The following is a 16,217-nucleotide window of genomic DNA, read 5'->3' as shown; positions in this document are numbered from 1 at the left end:
GATAAAATCTCGCCTGCGACTTTTCTGCTTAGCATAAAGATTATTCACTAAGGATAAACGGCGCGAATTTATTAAACTTAAGTGCTGAAGATTAAAGGTTCGTAAGTTTTTAGAAACTTAACATGGCAACAGAGTGCGAAAAGATTATCGTCTTAATAACAGCAATTTACAGTAAATTTTTAAATGGTTGATGTTATGGGTAGGTTATGAAATCTGCGCCAGATGAATTATTTGATAAATGAATTGGTCGTTGTTGTTGTATTTAGGTGATAAACCGGACGTGCAGTAATTCGGGTAAATGAATGAACGCTGAATTAACCACGCTGCATTGCGGGTTGCAAAGGGAGATGCGGCGTTTATTCTCTGCGCACTCAGGTTGCGCTGATGCATTGTTTTTGAATTATTTAAATTTCAAGGTGAGTAAACCTGTAGTCCTCAGCCTACAGCGTAACCTGATGGTTTTTATTTTTGTGGCGATTAGTTTTGAGACAGGTCTTAAAGAGGTTAAGGCCTGTCTCAACGTTAGAATTCAGCCCAATCCCGTAGCTTTAATTATTTTGCGGCATCAGGTGGAGGAGAAAATTCTTATCGCATCGCCGCCGTTTAAACCGTTACGTCGTATCCGTCCGGGTTCGACATAATCAGAATCAGGAAAAAGCATGAACAAAAATTATCGTGTTATCTGGAATTATGCCCAGCAATGTTATGTCGTGGCCTCGGAACTGGCGCGCGGCAAAGTGAAGTCTTCCTGCTCTGGTGCAGCGACAAATAAATCATCCCTGATTATCGGCGCGCTGGGTTCAGCGCTGCTGCTGGCTGGTTCACCGGCGGCGCTGGCAGATAATGGCGCGACTGCAACAGGACCGGAACAAACCCTGAATCTCAGCAACCAGACGCTACAGGCGACGGGCAACGATCATTACGGGTTGCTGGTTGAGAGCGGCGCTAAGGCCAGCGCCACGGATGTCATCGTGCTCAATGATGGCAATAACGGCTACGGTGTATTCTCCACCCTTGCGTCTTCTGCGATTGAGATGACGCGCGGCAGCGTGCAAACCACGGGCGATGGCGGCTACGGCGTGGTCGCCAGCCTGACCGGCGCATTAAAACTTGATGGCACCCGTGTAGAAACCACCGGAAAAACCGCCTACGGCGCTTACGCTTCTTCGGCCGGTATCATTAACAGCACTGACACCGACTATGTCACTCACGGCGACAGTGCCTACGGGGTTTATTCGCGCGCTGCGGGTTCGCTGATCGATATCACAGGCGGCAGCGTCACCACCAGTGGCACTAAAGCTTATGGTCTGGTGGCGGGTTCCGGCGGCAGACTTAATGCCAGCGATGTGACCGTTATTACCCAGGGTAACGATTCATCGGGTGTTTTTAGCAACCTGGCCCGCACGGAAGTCACTCTGCAAGGCGGCAGCGTCACCACCAGCGGCACTAAAGCCTACGGTCTGGCGGCGGGTTCCGGCGGCAAACTCAGCGCCAGCGGCGTGCAGGTGAACACCAGCGGTGACCAGTCGAATGGCGTAACTGCCAGCAATGCCGGTACGAAAGTGAATCTGGATAACAGCAAGGTTACAACCGCCGGAGCCAGTGCATTTGGTCTGTATGCCAGTGGTGCTTCAACGTTGGATGCCAGTAATGTGCAGGTCACTACCAGTGGTGATAAGGCCTATGGCGTAGTGTCCGAAAGTGCCGGCACTGCACTGACTTTCACGGGTGGAGAAGTGACGACTGGCGGACAAGGTGCATATGGCTTATATGCCAGAACTAATTCAACTCTTAACGTCGGCAACGTGATAGTCAACACCGCTAGCAAAAATGCGCACGGCGGCTACGTTATTGGCGAAGGCTCTGTACTGAATGTGGACAACAGTTCGTTTATTGTCAGTGGCGCAGAAGCTAATGGCCTGCAGGCGGACGGAAAATCGACGCTTAATGCCACAAACACCGCGATTGAGATTACGGGCGACGGCTCAGGCACTTACGCATCGGGAACAGGCACAGTGCTGAACCTGTCCGACAGTCACATTCACATGGGGCAGAATGCCGGAAACGCAGCACTGGGGAAGTATAACAGCACGACCAACCTCAAAAATGTTGAAATCATCACTGACGCCAGTAATGCTGCTTTGGCAGTGGGTTATGGCGCTACATTAAACAGCGATAATGTTAACGTGCAGGCGCGCAGCGGGGGTTTTGGCATTCAGGTCCAGGATGGCAGTACTTTCAGCGGTAATAATATTACAATTCAAAAAAGTGGCACGGACTCTGAAGGGTTTAATGCTGCAATAAATATGACGAATTTATATTATCCTGATGCACGGAATACTCTTTCCCTGAGCGATTCAGATATCAATGTATCCGGCGAAAATGCCACCGGCATTCTTTCCAGACGACAGGCCACGCTGGCGGACATTAAGCTTGCGAATACCACCATCACCGCCACTGACGGCACCGCCGTCAACGTGCTGACCGGCACCGATATGAATATCGACGCCGACAACTCGCTGCTGAGCGGCAGCACGCTGCTGAAAACCGGCTATAACACAGCAGAAGGTTCGACCGCCGGCTCGGTGGTGCTGAACGGCAGCAACCACTCGCTGTTCGTCGGTGACGTGGACATCGACCGCAGCCAGACCGCCGACAGCCAGATCAACCTGAGCGGCAGCTCGGCGTGGACCGGCGCGTCATCCGGCCTGCAGACGCTGACGCTCAGCGACAGCAGCCAGTGGAACATCATGGATAACAGCAGCGTGGATGCGCTGACGGCCAGTAACAGCGTGATCAACGTGGCGCACAACAACGCGAACTTCACGGTGCTGACCGTCAACGGCAACTACACGGCGGACAACGCCACGCTGGTGATGAATGCGGCGCTGGGCGGCGACACCTCGGCCACCGACCGGCTGCACGTGCTGGGTGACGTCAACGGCAACACCGACGTGGTGGTGAACAACGCCGGCGGCAGCGGCGCGCAGACCATTCAGGGCCTGCAACTGATTCAGGTGGACGGCGCGACCAACGGCGAATTCCGTCAGAAAGGGCGTATTGTCGCCGGTGCCTATGACTACAACCTGGTAAAAGGCGCGGATCAGCACGGCTGGTATCTGGTGAGCGACAAAAACGGCAGCGAAACCGATCCGGTTAACACCGATCCGGTGACCGCACCGGGCGAAGGCACCGGCGGTGACATCATCGCGCCGCCGGTGGGGCAGCACAATATGATCGTGCGCCCGGAAGCGGCGAGCTACAGCGCCAACCTCGCGGCGGCCAACACGCTGTTCGCCACCAGCATGGACGACCGCCCGGGCGTCACGCAGTACACGGACGCGAACGGCCGGCAGCAGCACACCCGCCTGTGGCTGCGCAACAGCGGCGGCCACAACCATCAGAAAGACAGCAGCGGCCAGCTGAAAACCGACACCAACCGCTACGCCATCCAGCTGGGCGGCGACCTGGCGAGCGGCACGCTGACCGGCACCGACAGCCTGCGCCTCGGCGCGATGGCCGGCTACGGCAACGCGCAGAGCAAATCGCGCTCGGCGGTGAGCGGCTATCAGTCGCGCGGCCAGGTGCACGGCTACAACCTGGGCATTTACGGCACCTGGCAGCAGAACGCGGCCGAGCGCAGCGGCGCATTTATCGACAGCACGCTGAGCTACAGCTGGTTCGACAACAGCATCAAGGGCGAGGACGTCGGCGAGGAGTCCTACAAGTCGAAGGGCATCCTGGCGTCGCTCGCCGGCGGCTACAGCGCCGAAGTGGCGACGCTCTCCGAGTCGACCGGCTTCTGGCTGCGTCCGCAGGCGATGCTGAACTGGCAGGGCGTGAAGGGCGATGACCTGACGGAAGGCAATGGCACCCGCGTGCGCGGCACCGGTGAAGATAACCTGCAGAGTCACGTCGGCGTGCGCGCCTCGCTGCGCTCTGCGCTGGAGCAGGGGCGCAGCGTGGAGCCGTACGTCGAGGCCAGCTGGGTGCACAACACCCGCGCGCTGGGCACCTCAATGAACGGCGTTACCATCCATCAGGCCGGCACGCGTAACGCCGGTGAGCTGAAGCTGGGCGTCGATGCCACGCTGAACGCCAACGTCAACCTGTGGGGCGGCGTAGCGCAGCAGCTGAGCAGCCATAGCTACAGCGACACCAGCGCCATCGCCGGCGTGAAGGTCAGCTTCTGATGAACAACGGCTCCCGCAACGGGGGCCGTTTTTTTTTAGCCCGCCCGCGTTCTCCGCTTTTGTTTACTGCTCACCTGACGTGTTAACACAGAATTAATTGATCTGGAACATAGCGCGGCGACTTACTTTTTGTAGTCCTGCGACTACAGCCGTATTCCGGTGCTCTCATATTCACCTTTCCGCGATTTTGCGAATATTTTCCCATCAGCCGCTCTGGCAGAGATTAATTAAGGCCGGTAAGACAGCGCGTCACCGTAAATAGTTTGATGGCTGTTTCTTCCGTGCCTGCCCGTTAATAACCGCTTATTCCGCTTATTGCCGGAAGGGATTGCTTTAACCTGAATCAGGAAAAGAATATGAACAAGAGCTATCGCGTTATCTGGAATTATGCCCTGCAATGTTATGTCGTCACCTCGGAACTGGCGCGCGGCAAAGTCAAATCATCCTGCTCCGGCAAAGCGGCGAATAAATCAGCACTGATCGGCGGCGCGCTGGGCTCGGCGCTGCTGCTGGCCGGTTCACCGGCGGCGCTGGCCGCCAACGGTGCCACCGTCAGCGATCCGGCGCAGCCGGTTGAACTGAATAATCAGACGCTGCAGGCGACCGGCGACAAATACTACGGGCTGCTGGTGCAGAACGGCGCAAAAGCCACCGCCACCGACGTGACGGTGCTGAACGCGGGCACCAGCGGCTACGGTGTGTTTTCCACCGCCGGCGCTGCCTCTGCGGAGATGACGCGCGGCAGTGTGACCACCACCGGCGCCGGCGGCTACGGCATCGTGGCCAGCCTGACCGGCGCGGTGAAGACCAACGGCACTAAGGTGGAAACCTCCGGCCAGAACGCCTACGCCGCCTACGCCTCTTCTGGCGGTATCATAAACAGTACTGATACAGACTATGTCACTCACGGCGACGGCGCGTATGGTGCTTATTCGCGCGCGGCGGGTTCGCTGATCGATCTGACCGGTGGCAGCGTTACCACCAGCGGCAACAAAGCCTACGGCCTGGTGGCGGGTAACGGTAGCAAACTCAACGCCAGCGGCGTGCAGGTTACCACCAGCGGAGATCAGTCCAGTGGAGTGGTCGCCAACAATGCCGGCACGGAAGTCACGCTGATGGGCGGAACCGTGAACACAACCGGTAGCAAAGCTGTCGGCCTGGCGGCGAATTCCGGCGGCAAACTCAACGCCAGCGATGTGCAGGTAAGCACGAGCGGCGCACAATCTTATGGCGTGGCGGTCAGCAACGCCGGTACGGAAGTGACGCTGACAGACAGTACGCTCACAACCACCGGTGATAACGCCTATGGGGCCTATGCCGCAAGCGGTGCAAAGCTCAGCATTTCAGGAACAAAGCTGATCACCTCAGGTAAAAATGCTGATGGCGTTTATACCAGTGGTGAAGGCTCTCTTCTGAATGTAAGTGACAGTACCATTGCAACCAGTGGCAGCGGGTCTAATGGCCTGAAGGCGAACGGGAAATCGACGCTTAATGCCACAAAAACCGCCATTGAGATTACGGGCAGCGGCTCAGGCACTTACGCATCGGGAACCGGCACGGTGCTGAACCTGTCTGACAGTCGCATTCACATGGGGCAGAATGCTGGATACGCCGTACTGGGGATAAATAACAGCACGACCAGCCTCAAAAATGTTGAAATTATCACTGACGCCAGTCACTCAGCTTTGGCAGTGGGTTTTGGCGCTACATTAAACAGCGACAATGTTAACGTGCAGGCGCGCAGCGGCGGTTACGGCATTGAGGTTCAGGATGGCAGCACCTTCAGCGGTAATAATATTACCCTTGAAAAAAGCGGCATTGATTCTACAGGTTTAAACGCAGCGATTAACGTGCTTAATTTATACCGGCCAGATGCACAGAATGATATTTCCCTGACGAGTTCAGATATTAATGTCTCAGGCGAAAACGCCACCGGTATTCTGTCGCAGTATCAGGCCACGCTGGCGGATATTAAACTGGCGAATACCGCTATCACCGCCACCGGCGGCACCGCCGTTAACGTGCTGACCGGCACCAGTATGAATATCGACGCGGATAATTCAGTGCTGAGCGGCAGCACGCTGCTGAAAACCGGCTATAACACCGCAGAAGGTTCAACCGCCGGCTCGGTGGTGCTGAACGGCAGCAACAACTCGCTGTTTGAAGGCAACGTAGACATTGACCGCAGCCAGACGCAGGACAGCCAGATCAACCTGAGCGGCAGTTCGGTGTGGATCGGCGCGTCATCCGGCCTGAATACGCTGACGCTCAGCGACAACAGCCAGTGGAACATCACCGGCGACAGCAGCGTTGATGCGCTGAGCGCCAGCAACAGTACGCTGAACTTCACCCACGACGGCGCCGGCTTCAGCACCCTGACGGTCAACGGTAACTACAGCGGCGACAACAGCACGCTGGTGATGAACGCGGCGCTGGGCGACGACCACTCCGCCAGCGATAAGCTGCACATCCTCGGCGACAGCAGCGGCAGCACCGACGTGGTGGTCAACAACGCCAGCGGCAGCGGCGCGCAGACCATTCAGGGCCTGAACATCATTCAGGTGGATGGCGCTAACAACGGCGAGTTCCGTCAGAAAGGGCGTATTGTCGCCGGTGCCTATGATTACAGCCTGGTGAAGGGCGCGGATCAGCACGGCTGGTATCTGGTGAGCGATAAAAACAGCAGCGAACCCGATCCGGTGGTGACGCCGGGCGAAGGCGAGGGCGGCCAGATCGTCGAACCGCCGGTAAATCAGCAGAACATGATCGTGCGTCCGGAAGCGGCGAGCTACAGCGCCAACCTCGCGGCGGCCAACACGCTGTTTACCACCAGCATGGATGACCGTCCGGCGGAAACCTTCTACACCGACGCCAGCGGCCAGCAGCAGAGCACGCGCCTGTGGCTGCACAACAGCGCCGGCCACAGCCGGGTGAAAGACAGCAGCGGCCAGCTGAAGTCCGACACCAACCGCTACGCCATCCAGCTGGGCGGCGACGTGGCGAGCGGCACGCTGACCGGCAGCGACAGCCTGCGCTTCGGCGCGATGGCCGGCTACGGCAACGCGCAGAGCAAATCGCGCTCGGCGGTGAGCGGCTATCAGTCGCGTGGCCAGGTGAACGGCTACAGCCTGGGCGTGTACGGCAGCTGGCTGCAGAACGCGGCAGAGCAGAGCGGCGCATTTGTTGACAGCTCACTGAGCTACGGCTGGTTTAACAACAGCGTGAAGGGCGATGACATCGGCCAGCAGTCGTACAAGTCCAAAGGCATCAGCGCGTCGCTGGCCGGCGGCTACCGCGCACAGGTGGCGACGCTGAGCGACAGCACCAGCCTGTGGCTGCGTCCGCAGGCGCAGCTGAACTGGCAGGGCGTGAAGGCGGACGACGTGAAAGAGCAGAACGGCAGCCGCGTGCAGGCCACCGGTCAGGACAACCTGCAGAGCCGCCTCGGCGTGCGCGCCTCGCTGCGCACGCTGCTGGACCCGCAGGCGCGGAGCGCCATCGAGCCGTACGCGGAAGCGAACTGGCTGCACAACAGCAAGGCGTTCGGCACCGCGCTGAACGGCGTCAACATTCAGCAGGCGGGCACGCGTAACGCCGCCGAGGTGAAGCTGGGCGTGGATGCGCGGCTGAACGCGAACGTCAACCTGTGGGGCGGCGTGGCGCAGCAGCTGGGCAACCACAGCTACAGCGACACCAGCGCGGTGGCGGGCGTGAAAGTCAGCTTCTGATAAGTGACATATAATAGAACCGGTGGGGCGTGTCGCCTCACCGGTTTTTTTGTATCTGCAATGCGGAGGTCAGGTGTCATCATCTGTGCAACCCGAGTCCGGCCAGCCGATCATCCTTTATGATGGACAATGCAAGCTGTGCAATGCCTGGGTAATTTTTCTGCTGCGCCACCGTCTGCCGCGCGATTATCACTTTGCGGCGATCCAGAGCGCGCGCGGCAAACAGCTGTTGCAGCACGCCGGATTACCGCACGATAACATCCGCACCATAGTGTTACTGCGCGATGGGCAGCACTTGCTGCGCGCGCAGGCCATCTGTCGCATTATGCACTCGCTGCCCTGGCCGTGGCGCGTCTGCGGCGTTCTGCGTTATCTGCCGGACGGGCTCACTAATCTGATCTACAACCTGATTGCCCGCAATCGCTATCGCCTGTTTGGCCGTTACGACCAGGTACACGCGATTGAAGCAGATTATCCCGGACGATTTCTGACCGACTAAAGACTGACGCGCCGGCCCTGCGCATCAATCACCACCTCACCATCCTCTTTAGTAAACGGACCGCGCTGCGCATCGGGCAGGATATCCAGCACCTGCTCAGAAGGACGGCACAGACGCGTTCCCAGTGGCGTCACCACAATCGGGCGGTTGATGAGAATCGGCTGCGCCAGCATGGCATCCAGCAGTTGCTCATCGCTCAGCGTTTCACGTACGGGCCCCAGCGCCTGCCAGGCGTCGGTGTTTTGACGCACCAGCGCGCGCAGACCAATCCCCATGGCGTCGATCAATTGCTGCAGCGTTTCACGCGTGGGTGGCGTAACCAGATAAAGCACAATGGTGGGCTCGACGCCGCTGTTGCGAATCAGTGCCAGCGTATTGCGCGAGGTGCCGCAGTCCGGGTTGTGATAGATGGTAATGTTAGTCATTGTCAGTCTCTTAACGGTCAAAGGGAAAGGCGCAGCGCCAGAGCTGCCAGCGTCACGGCCAGCACCGGTAACGTCAGGGTGATGCCGACGCGAAAATAGTAGCCCCAGCTGATGCGAATCTCTTTTTGCGCCAGTACGTGCAGCCATAGCAGCGTTGCCAGACTGCCAATCGGAGTGATTTTCGGACCCAGATCGCAGCCGATAATGTTGGCGTAAATCATCGCCTCGCGCACTACGCCCTGCGCCGTGCTGGCATCAATCGCCAGGGCGCCCACCAGCACCGTCGGCATATTATTCATGATGGAGGAGAGCAGGGCGCTGAAGAAGCCGGTGGCAAACGTTGCGCCCCACAGGCCAGTGGAAGAAAAATCGTTGAGCAAGCCGGTGAGCCAGACGGTCAGCCCGGCGTTGCGCAAACCATACACCACCAGGTACATGCCGAGCGAAAACACCACAATCTGCCACGGAGCGCTGCGCAGCACTTTACGCGTATCAATCACCTGACCCCTCCGCGCCACCAGCCACAGCATCAGTGCGCCTGCGGCGGCCACGGCACTCACCGGTACGCCCAGCGGCTCAAGGGCAAAAAAGCCAGCCAGCAATAAGAGCAGCACCAGCCACCCCGCGCGGAAAGTAGCTCGATCCCGAATTGCCGCCGCAGGCGACGTCAGCCGGGCGCTATCGTAGCTGAGCGGTAGCTCTTTGCGGAAAAACAGGTGCAGCATCAGCAATGTCGCCAGCACCGCCGCCAGCGTGACCGGCACCATCACAGCGGCGTAATCGCCAAAGCCGATCCGGAAATAGTCGGCCGAGACGATGTTAACCAGATTGGACACCACCAGCGGCAGGCTGGCGGTATCGGCGATGAACCCGGCCGCCATGACAAACGCCAGCGTGGCCCCCCGGCTGAAACCCAGCGCCAGCAGCATCGCGATCACGATAGGCGTCAGAATCAGCGCGGCTCCGTCATTGGCAAACAGCGCGGCGACTGCGGCGCCCAGCAGGATAATAAAGGAGAACAATTTTTTACCGCTGCCACCGCCCCAGCGCGCCACGTGCAGTGCCGCCCAGGCAAAAAAGCCGGCCTCATCAAGCAGCAGGCTGATGATGATCACCGCGATAAAGGTGGCGGTGGCGTTCCAGACAATCTGCCACACCGCCGGGATATCGCCGGGATGCACCACGCCCGTCAGTAGCGCCAGAAGCGCGCCGGCGCTGGCACTCCAGCCAATGCCCAGCCCGCGCGGTTGCCAGATCACCAGCAGTAAAGTAATGGCGAAAATAGTCCCTGCCAGTAACATGTTTCCTCCGGAAAGTCAGGTTGTGTTCGTTTCATATATGGTAAATCGAATATGTATGGGTAAAATTTTTTACAGACACACCGCCCGGCCATCGGTGGTCAGCTGGTCACGCTGCACCGGCAGCAGCAGGGCATGGATCGCATCGCGCTGGCATTGCCATGCCTGTTCGATCACCGTCGCTGCCCACACCGGCATATGTGGCGAAAGGCGATAGTGGATCCACTTGCCGTCACGACGATCGCTCAGCAAACCGCTGTTGCGTAGCAGCGCCAGATGACGGGAAATCTTCGGCTGCGGCAGTTGCAGAATGGCAGACAGCTCGCACACGCACAGCTCCTGACGTTCTTTCAGCAGCAGCACCAGCGTCAGACGCGTCTCATCGGAAAGGTTTTTAAACAGCTGCAGTGGCGTTAGCGGCGACATAATCCCTCCTGAATGGAAAGCAAACAGTGTGGTGCGGCGACGTGATGAAGTCAACTACATATGCGAAAAAAGAGATGTGTTTATCCTGTGATGCGCCAGGCTCACCGTGAGCGGCTTGAAGCTGGTCACAAATCTGTATTGTGGTGCCCGCGGGCCTGAGCGGAGTAAAAACGGGGCTGGCTTTGTTAACTCATTGTTAATATTGAGGGTGGCCCGTTGCCGGCAGCGATTAATGCGCCGCACGCATCACGCCATGCGTTTATTGCGCTTATTAACCTTAACGTTCTGATCCAGTCTTCCGAAGCAGGCGCGATTGATAACAGCGCCAGGGACAAACTGGAGATACTTATGCATTCCTCTGCCTTACCGATGACCACCCGAGCCCGGGTTGGCGCTATTTTCCGCGTCACCTCCGGCAACTTCCTCGAACAGTTTGATTTCTTTCTGTTCGGTTTCTATGCCACCTATATCGCGCACACCTTTTTCCCCGCCAGCAGCGAATTCGCGTCGCTGATGATGACCTTTGCGGTGTTTGGTGCCGGCTTCCTGATGCGGCCGATTGGCGCGATTGTGCTGGGCGCTTATATCGATAAGGTTGGCCGGCGCAAAGGGCTGATCGTCACACTGTCGATCATGGCGGCGGGCACCTTCCTGATCGTGCTGATTCCGTCGTACCAGTCGATTGGCCTGTGGGCGCCACTGCTGGTGCTGATTGGTCGTCTGCTGCAGGGCTTCTCGGCCGGGGCAGAACTGGGTGGCGTGTCGGTTTATCTGGCAGAGATTGCCACGCCGGGGCGCAAAGGTTTCTACACCAGCTGGCAATCCGGCAGTCAGCAGGTTGCCATCATGGTCGCGGCCGCAATGGGCTTCGCGCTCAATGCTGCGCTGGAGCAGAGCGCCATCAGCGCCTGGGGCTGGCGTATTCCGTTCCTGTTTGGCTGCCTGATCGTGCCGTTTATCTTTATTCTGCGCCGCCGTCTGGAGGAGACGCAGGAGTTCAGCGCGCGCCGTCATCATCTGGATATGCGTCAGGTATTTAGCACGCTGTTGCAGAACTGGCCGGTGGTGATTGCCGGGATGCTGATGGTGGCGATGACCACCACCGCGTTCTACCTCATTACCGTCTATGCGCCTACCTTCGGCAAAAAAGTGCTGATGCTGAGCGCCTCGGACAGCCTGCTGGTGACGCTGCTGGTGGCGATCTCCAACTTTATCTGGCTGCCAATTGGCGGTGCGCTGTCGGACCGCTTTGGGCGTAAACCGGTGCTGCTGGCGATGACGCTGCTGGCGCTGGCGACCGCCTATCCGGCACTGACGCTGCTGGCGCAGACGCCGACCTTCAGCATGATGCTGAGCGTGCTGCTGTGGCTGTCGTTTATTTACGGCCTGTATAACGGTGCGATGATCCCGGCGCTGACCGAAGTGATGCCGGCAGAAGTGCGCGTCGCCGGTTTCTCGCTGGCCTACAGCCTGGCAACCGCGCTGTTTGGCGGCTTCACGCCGGTGGTGTCTACCGCGCTGATCGAATACACCGGCGACAAAGCGTCACCGGGTTACTGGATGAGCTTTGCGGCGATTTGCGCGCTGCTGGCGACGCTGTACCTGTATCGCCGCCGCGCGCTGACGTTGCAAACCGCGCGTTAAGCGTGCTGAGACTGTTCGATAATCAGCTTTTCCAGCTCCGCAGCGACGTAAGATTGCATACGTCCGCTGCGGCGAATTAGTCCTACCGAACGGGTGACCTGCGGATCGGTCAGCGCCAGCTGGCGCAGCAGTGGATGCCCGTTCGCCGGCATCGACATCGCGGGCACGGCAGCAATGCCGATGCCCGCTTCTACCATCCCCAGCAGCGTCGTGACATGGCGCGTTTCGCAGATACTTTGCCGGGTGGGCGTAAGATGCGCCAGCGCACTGTCCAGCAGATTGCGGTTACCGGACACCTTATCCAGCGCCACATAATCCTGCGCAAAATACTCCTGCCAGCTGAGCTGCTGGCGCGTCGCCAGCGGATGATCGTGGCGACAGGCGGCGACGTAAACATCTTCCACCAGCGGCGTGAAGGTAAGCTCCGGCGGTAAGTTGCGCGCAAAACAGATACCGAAATCGGCCTGTCCGCTGCTCACCGCATCCATCACGTTGCCGACGCTGCTATCAATCAGCTTGATGCGCACGCGCGGGTAACGCGCCTGAAAACGGCGGATCACCTCCGGCATAAAATAGTACGCGCCCGAGGGCACGGTAGCGACGGTGATCAGGCCGGTGCGATCCTGGCTGGCGCGCTCGACGTCGGCCAGCATCGATTCGACATTATCCAGCAGCTGCTCCGAGCGCTGAGCAAAGTTCTGGCCATACAGCGTTAGCGTGACGCGCCGCGTGGTGCGGTCAAACAGCCGGGTGCCGAGCGCCGCTTCCAGCTTCTCAATTCTGCGGCTGAGCGCTGACTGCGACAGGCAGATTGACTCCGCCGCCAGACGAAAGTTGCCGTACTCCACCAGCGCGCGGAAGGCGTAGAGATCGTTGAGGTCAAAATTGACGGGCATAACCGCGACTATCCTGCGTAATAACGCCAGCACACTACGCCGCTGACGTTAAAAAGTTGTTATAGCCGACGAGTGTAACAGGCTGCTGCGCGTTTCCGGCGGCGCAGAGGGAAAAAATCCGTTTTAAGCGCATCAGCGGCACTCAGCGCATCCAGTCAGCGATGAGCTGCCCGTAAATCTGCTCTGCCTCGCTCAGACGGCTCACCAGGCAGTATTCATCGGTCTGGTGCGCCTGCGTCGGCTCACCGGGACCGAGAATAATGCAGGGCGGATCGCCGAGCGCCGGCAGCAGCAGCGAGGCATCGGTAAAATAGGGCACGATGCGCGCTTGCGCAGGTTGCTGCGTCACGGCTTCGCAGGCACGGTACACCGACTGAATCCACTGGTGCCGCTCCGGGCTCAGCACCGCCGGCAGATCGACCAGCGTGCTGATGTGCACGCTGTCACCGAGAAAGGTCGCCAGCTGCTGGCGAATCACCGCGTGTTGCAGGTTGGGCGCGCTGCGGATATCCACATCAAACGCGGCGCGGTCCGGCACCGAGTTGATGTTGAGGCCGCCCTCAATGCGGCCGACGTTCAGCGTCGGCTGTTTCATCAGCGGATGCGGCGCGCCCGGTGAAAAGTGACGAATCTTACCCAGCGCATCGGCCGCCAGATAGATGGCGTTGATGCCCAGCTCCGGCATGGCTCCGTGCGCCGTTTTGCCACGCGTTTCGCAGCGCAGCCACAGCGCGCCTTTGTGGCCGATCACCGGCTGGTTGGCGGTCGGCTCGCCCACGATCAGCGCGCCGACTTCAGGCAACTGCCCGGCCGCGATCAGCGCCTGCGCACCGTGGCAGCCGGTCTCTTCACCGCCGGTCAACAGCAGTACCACGCCGCGCCCGGTGGCAATCGCCGCTTTTTGCTGCACGCAGGCCAGCACAAACGCTGCTATCGCCGCTTTCATATCGCTGGCGCCCCGCCCGTAGAGCCGGTCGCCATCGATGTCGTGACCAAACGGATCAAACTGCCACGGCTGATTACCCAGCGGCACGGTGTCCAGATGGCCGGTAAAGGCCAGCGGTTTGCCCGGCATCTGGCCCGGCAGGCGGGCGATCAGGTTGGCGCGCTGCTCACCAAACCCCGTCAGTTCGACCACGAAGCCCTGCTCCTGTAGCCACGCGGCGAGGAATTGCACACAGGCCTGCTCATTGCCCGGTGGATTGATGGTGTCAAAGCTCAGCAGCTGCTGCGCCAGAGGCAGTGAGCGCGCTGGCATCAGTCACGCTCCGTCAGCCAGTCGAGACAGTTAATCCACAGCTGGCGATAGCCCGGCCAGCGGCTGAACTCTTCCGGCAGCCAGTGAGCTGACATGTCACTGGTCCACACCAGCGAGCGGCCTTGCTGATACTTGCGTACCGCCAGCAGCGGATGACCGGTGCCCGCCACGGTGGCCAGCAGCGTGCCTTCCGGCTGCATCTCCACTTCGTTGTAACCGAGCAGCCACGGCCAGTCGCCGGGAAGATCGGTAACTACTTTGTGTGACGTTGTCACCTCAGCGTAACTGCCTTCCGGCGTTTCGATGCGGTCGTCCCAGGCCAGACAGCGCACCGGCAGCACTTTCTCCACCAGCGTATTGCGATAGCGTGCGCCGCCGTTAATCCCCTGAAAACTGTAATAGCCGCCTACCATCATTAATGCGCCACCCGCGGCAACATAGTCGTGTATCAGCGCCAGGCGATTGGGCGTGCGCCGGCTTTTCAGCCAGGTGTCCGGATGCAGCAGCAGGGTATTGGCACCGATATCGGACAGAATAATCACGTCCCAGCGCTGCAAATCCTCCAGCGTCTGCGGAAAATCGGTGGCGGCGGCGTGGGCCGGCATATGCGTCACGGCATAGGCGCTCTCCTGCAGCGCGGCGAGAAAATCCGCCGCACCGCTGTGCCAGGTGGCGGTAGCAAACTGATCAAAGCCTTTTACGTGCGTTGCGGTACTGGTCCAGGATTCACCGACCAGCAAGACGTTCTTTTGCATGCCAACTTCTCCGTTTATCCGCCAAACACCCGTTGCGGATTAGTGATCATCAGGGTTTCGAGTTGTTCGCCGCTGACGCCATGACGTTTCAGGCGCGGCACAAAATGTTTGAGGATGTAGCCATAGCCGTGACCGCCGTAACGCGTCAGCATGGTTTTCAGGAATACGTCCTGGGACAGCAAAATCTGCGGCAGATAACCATCGTCGATCAGTGCGCAAATGGCGCGCGCGTTCTCCTCATCGGACGGTGACTGCGCCGATTCGTCGGCGTAGTAGTAGCTCATGCCGATCATGTCGTATTCGAGGAACACGCCGCGATCTGCCAGTTCGCGCTGGTAGGTTTTGTCGGCAAAGCTGGGGTTCATGTGACACAGCACGGTGTGGCGCAGATCGGCACCTTCCTGCGCCAGAATATCCAGCACCTTATGGCCAAGCCGCTCCCAGCCCGGCAAATGCACCTGAATCGGCACGCCGGTGGCCGCGCTGGCGCGCCCGGCGGCACGCAGCGATTTTTCTTCATCGGGCGTGAAGCGGCTGGAGATGCCGATTTCACCGATCAGCCCGGCCAGCACCTCCGGCTTCTCCGGCAGTCCGCCGAGGTCGTAAATCAGCTTGTCGGTCAGCTGTTCCACGCTGATGGTTTTTACCCACTCCGGATGCGACGGTTCCAGATACAGGCCGGTGCCCATCACAATATTCAGGCCGGTAAGACGAGCGATGCGCTGCAGTGCTTTACCATCGCGGCCGATGCCGATATTGGTCGGATCGATCACCGTTTCGCCGCCCAGCGCGCGGTATTTCATTAGCTCGTCAATTGCGGTGTCGACGTCAAACAACTGGCAGTTGTCGCGACTCATCAGCGGGTTAAGCGATAGCTCGCCGAGATTCTCGATGCGCACCGGCATTTCAGCAATGTGGCGGTCGCTACAGCAGCAGGGCGGCACCCATTTACCGGAGGCATCCAGTAAAATGTGCTCGTGCATCAGCGTGACGCCCATCTCCGCCACCGGCAGCGGACCGAGCACCGTCATCACCTGACCGCTGCTGACGCCGAGCGGCAACGGATCCGCATGGCGAAAAATTGATCCTTTCATG

12 protein-coding genes are annotated in these 16,217 nt (G+C 59.2%); 5 read left to right on the top strand and 7 right to left on the bottom strand.

Translation table 11 applies throughout. The features are described 5' to 3' along the window. Positions 1-302: 302 nt before the first annotated feature. The 4 genes from KOL70_RS19075 to KOL70_RS19060 all read left to right on the top strand — a co-directional run bounded on the left by KOL70_RS19075 (position 303) and on the right by KOL70_RS19060 (position 8,420). Positions 303-641, top strand: coding sequence for a hypothetical protein (locus KOL70_RS19075; RefSeq protein WP_215481355.1), 339 nt, complete (start codon positions 303-305; stop codon positions 639-641). An 18-nt stretch (positions 642-659) separates the two neighbouring features. After that, on the top strand, positions 660-4,193 hold the full coding sequence (locus KOL70_RS19070) for an autotransporter outer membrane beta-barrel domain-containing protein (RefSeq protein WP_215481426.1): 3,534 nt from the start codon (positions 660-662) through the stop codon (positions 4,191-4,193). A gap of 356 nt (positions 4,194-4,549) precedes the next feature. Further along, on the top strand, positions 4,550-7,921 hold the full coding sequence (locus KOL70_RS19065; protein ID WP_215481425.1) for an autotransporter outer membrane beta-barrel domain-containing protein: 3,372 nt from the start codon (positions 4,550-4,552) through the stop codon (positions 7,919-7,921). 73 nt (positions 7,922-7,994) lie between these two features. After that, positions 7,995-8,420: a DCC1-like thiol-disulfide oxidoreductase family protein gene (locus KOL70_RS19060; RefSeq protein ID WP_215481354.1), complete on the top strand. Its 426-nt coding sequence runs from the start codon at positions 7,995-7,997 to the stop codon at positions 8,418-8,420. Here the strand turns inward: KOL70_RS19060 and arsC are convergent. The 3 genes from arsC to KOL70_RS19045 all read right to left on the bottom strand — a co-directional run bounded on the left by arsC (position 8,417) and on the right by KOL70_RS19045 (position 10,569). Beyond that, entirely contained in the window at positions 8,417-8,845 is a 429-nt protein-coding gene (gene arsC / locus KOL70_RS19055) for an arsenate reductase (glutaredoxin) (RefSeq protein WP_058770138.1), read from the bottom strand. The two genes, KOL70_RS19060 and arsC, sit on opposite strands and share 4 nt — an antisense overlap. A 17-nt stretch (positions 8,846-8,862) precedes the next feature. Further along, positions 8,863-10,146: an arsenic transporter gene (locus KOL70_RS19050; RefSeq protein WP_215481353.1), complete on the bottom strand. Its 1,284-nt coding sequence runs from the start codon at positions 10,144-10,146 to the stop codon at positions 8,863-8,865. Between the two features lie 69 nt (positions 10,147-10,215). Continuing rightward, positions 10,216-10,569 (bottom strand): metalloregulator ArsR/SmtB family transcription factor, encoded by a 354-nt coding sequence (locus KOL70_RS19045; RefSeq protein ID WP_021509466.1) that lies wholly within the window; start codon positions 10,567-10,569, stop codon positions 10,216-10,218. A gap of 348 nt (positions 10,570-10,917) precedes the next feature. Between KOL70_RS19045 and KOL70_RS19040 the strand changes: the two genes are divergently transcribed. Beyond that, positions 10,918-12,213: an MFS transporter gene (locus KOL70_RS19040; RefSeq protein ID WP_021509465.1), complete on the top strand. Its 1,296-nt coding sequence runs from the start codon at positions 10,918-10,920 to the stop codon at positions 12,211-12,213. Here the strand turns inward: KOL70_RS19040 and KOL70_RS19035 are convergent. From KOL70_RS19035 to KOL70_RS19020, 4 genes are all read right to left on the bottom strand, one after another. After that, positions 12,210-13,109 (bottom strand): LysR family transcriptional regulator, encoded by a 900-nt coding sequence (locus KOL70_RS19035; RefSeq protein WP_215481352.1) that lies wholly within the window; start codon positions 13,107-13,109, stop codon positions 12,210-12,212. The genes KOL70_RS19040 and KOL70_RS19035 overlap by 4 nt on opposite strands. Before the next feature lie 142 nt (positions 13,110-13,251). After that, positions 13,252-14,367, bottom strand: a complete 1,116-nt coding sequence (locus KOL70_RS19030) for a M20 family metallopeptidase (RefSeq protein ID WP_215481351.1) — start codon at positions 14,365-14,367, stop codon at positions 13,252-13,254. Then, positions 14,367-15,122 carry a glutamine amidotransferase gene (locus KOL70_RS19025; RefSeq protein ID WP_215481350.1) on the bottom strand — a complete coding sequence of 252 codons (756 nt, stop codon included), beginning with the start codon at positions 15,120-15,122 and terminating at the stop codon, positions 14,367-14,369. Before KOL70_RS19025 ends, KOL70_RS19030 begins: the two co-directional genes overlap by 1 nt. Before the next feature lie 14 nt (positions 15,123-15,136). Further along, positions 15,137-16,216 (bottom strand): phosphotriesterase, encoded by a 1,080-nt coding sequence (locus tag KOL70_RS19020; RefSeq protein WP_132463775.1) that lies wholly within the window; start codon positions 16,214-16,216, stop codon positions 15,137-15,139. Position 16,217 lies beyond the last annotated feature (1 nt).

Origin of the sequence: Pantoea sp. B270, assembly GCF_018726825.1 — a bacterium.
Classification (GTDB): domain Bacteria; phylum Pseudomonadota; class Gammaproteobacteria; order Enterobacterales; family Enterobacteriaceae; genus Pantoea; species Pantoea dispersa.
The sequence above is the reverse complement of the archived record's forward strand: the minus strand, read 5'-3'. Positions and strand labels throughout refer to the sequence as shown.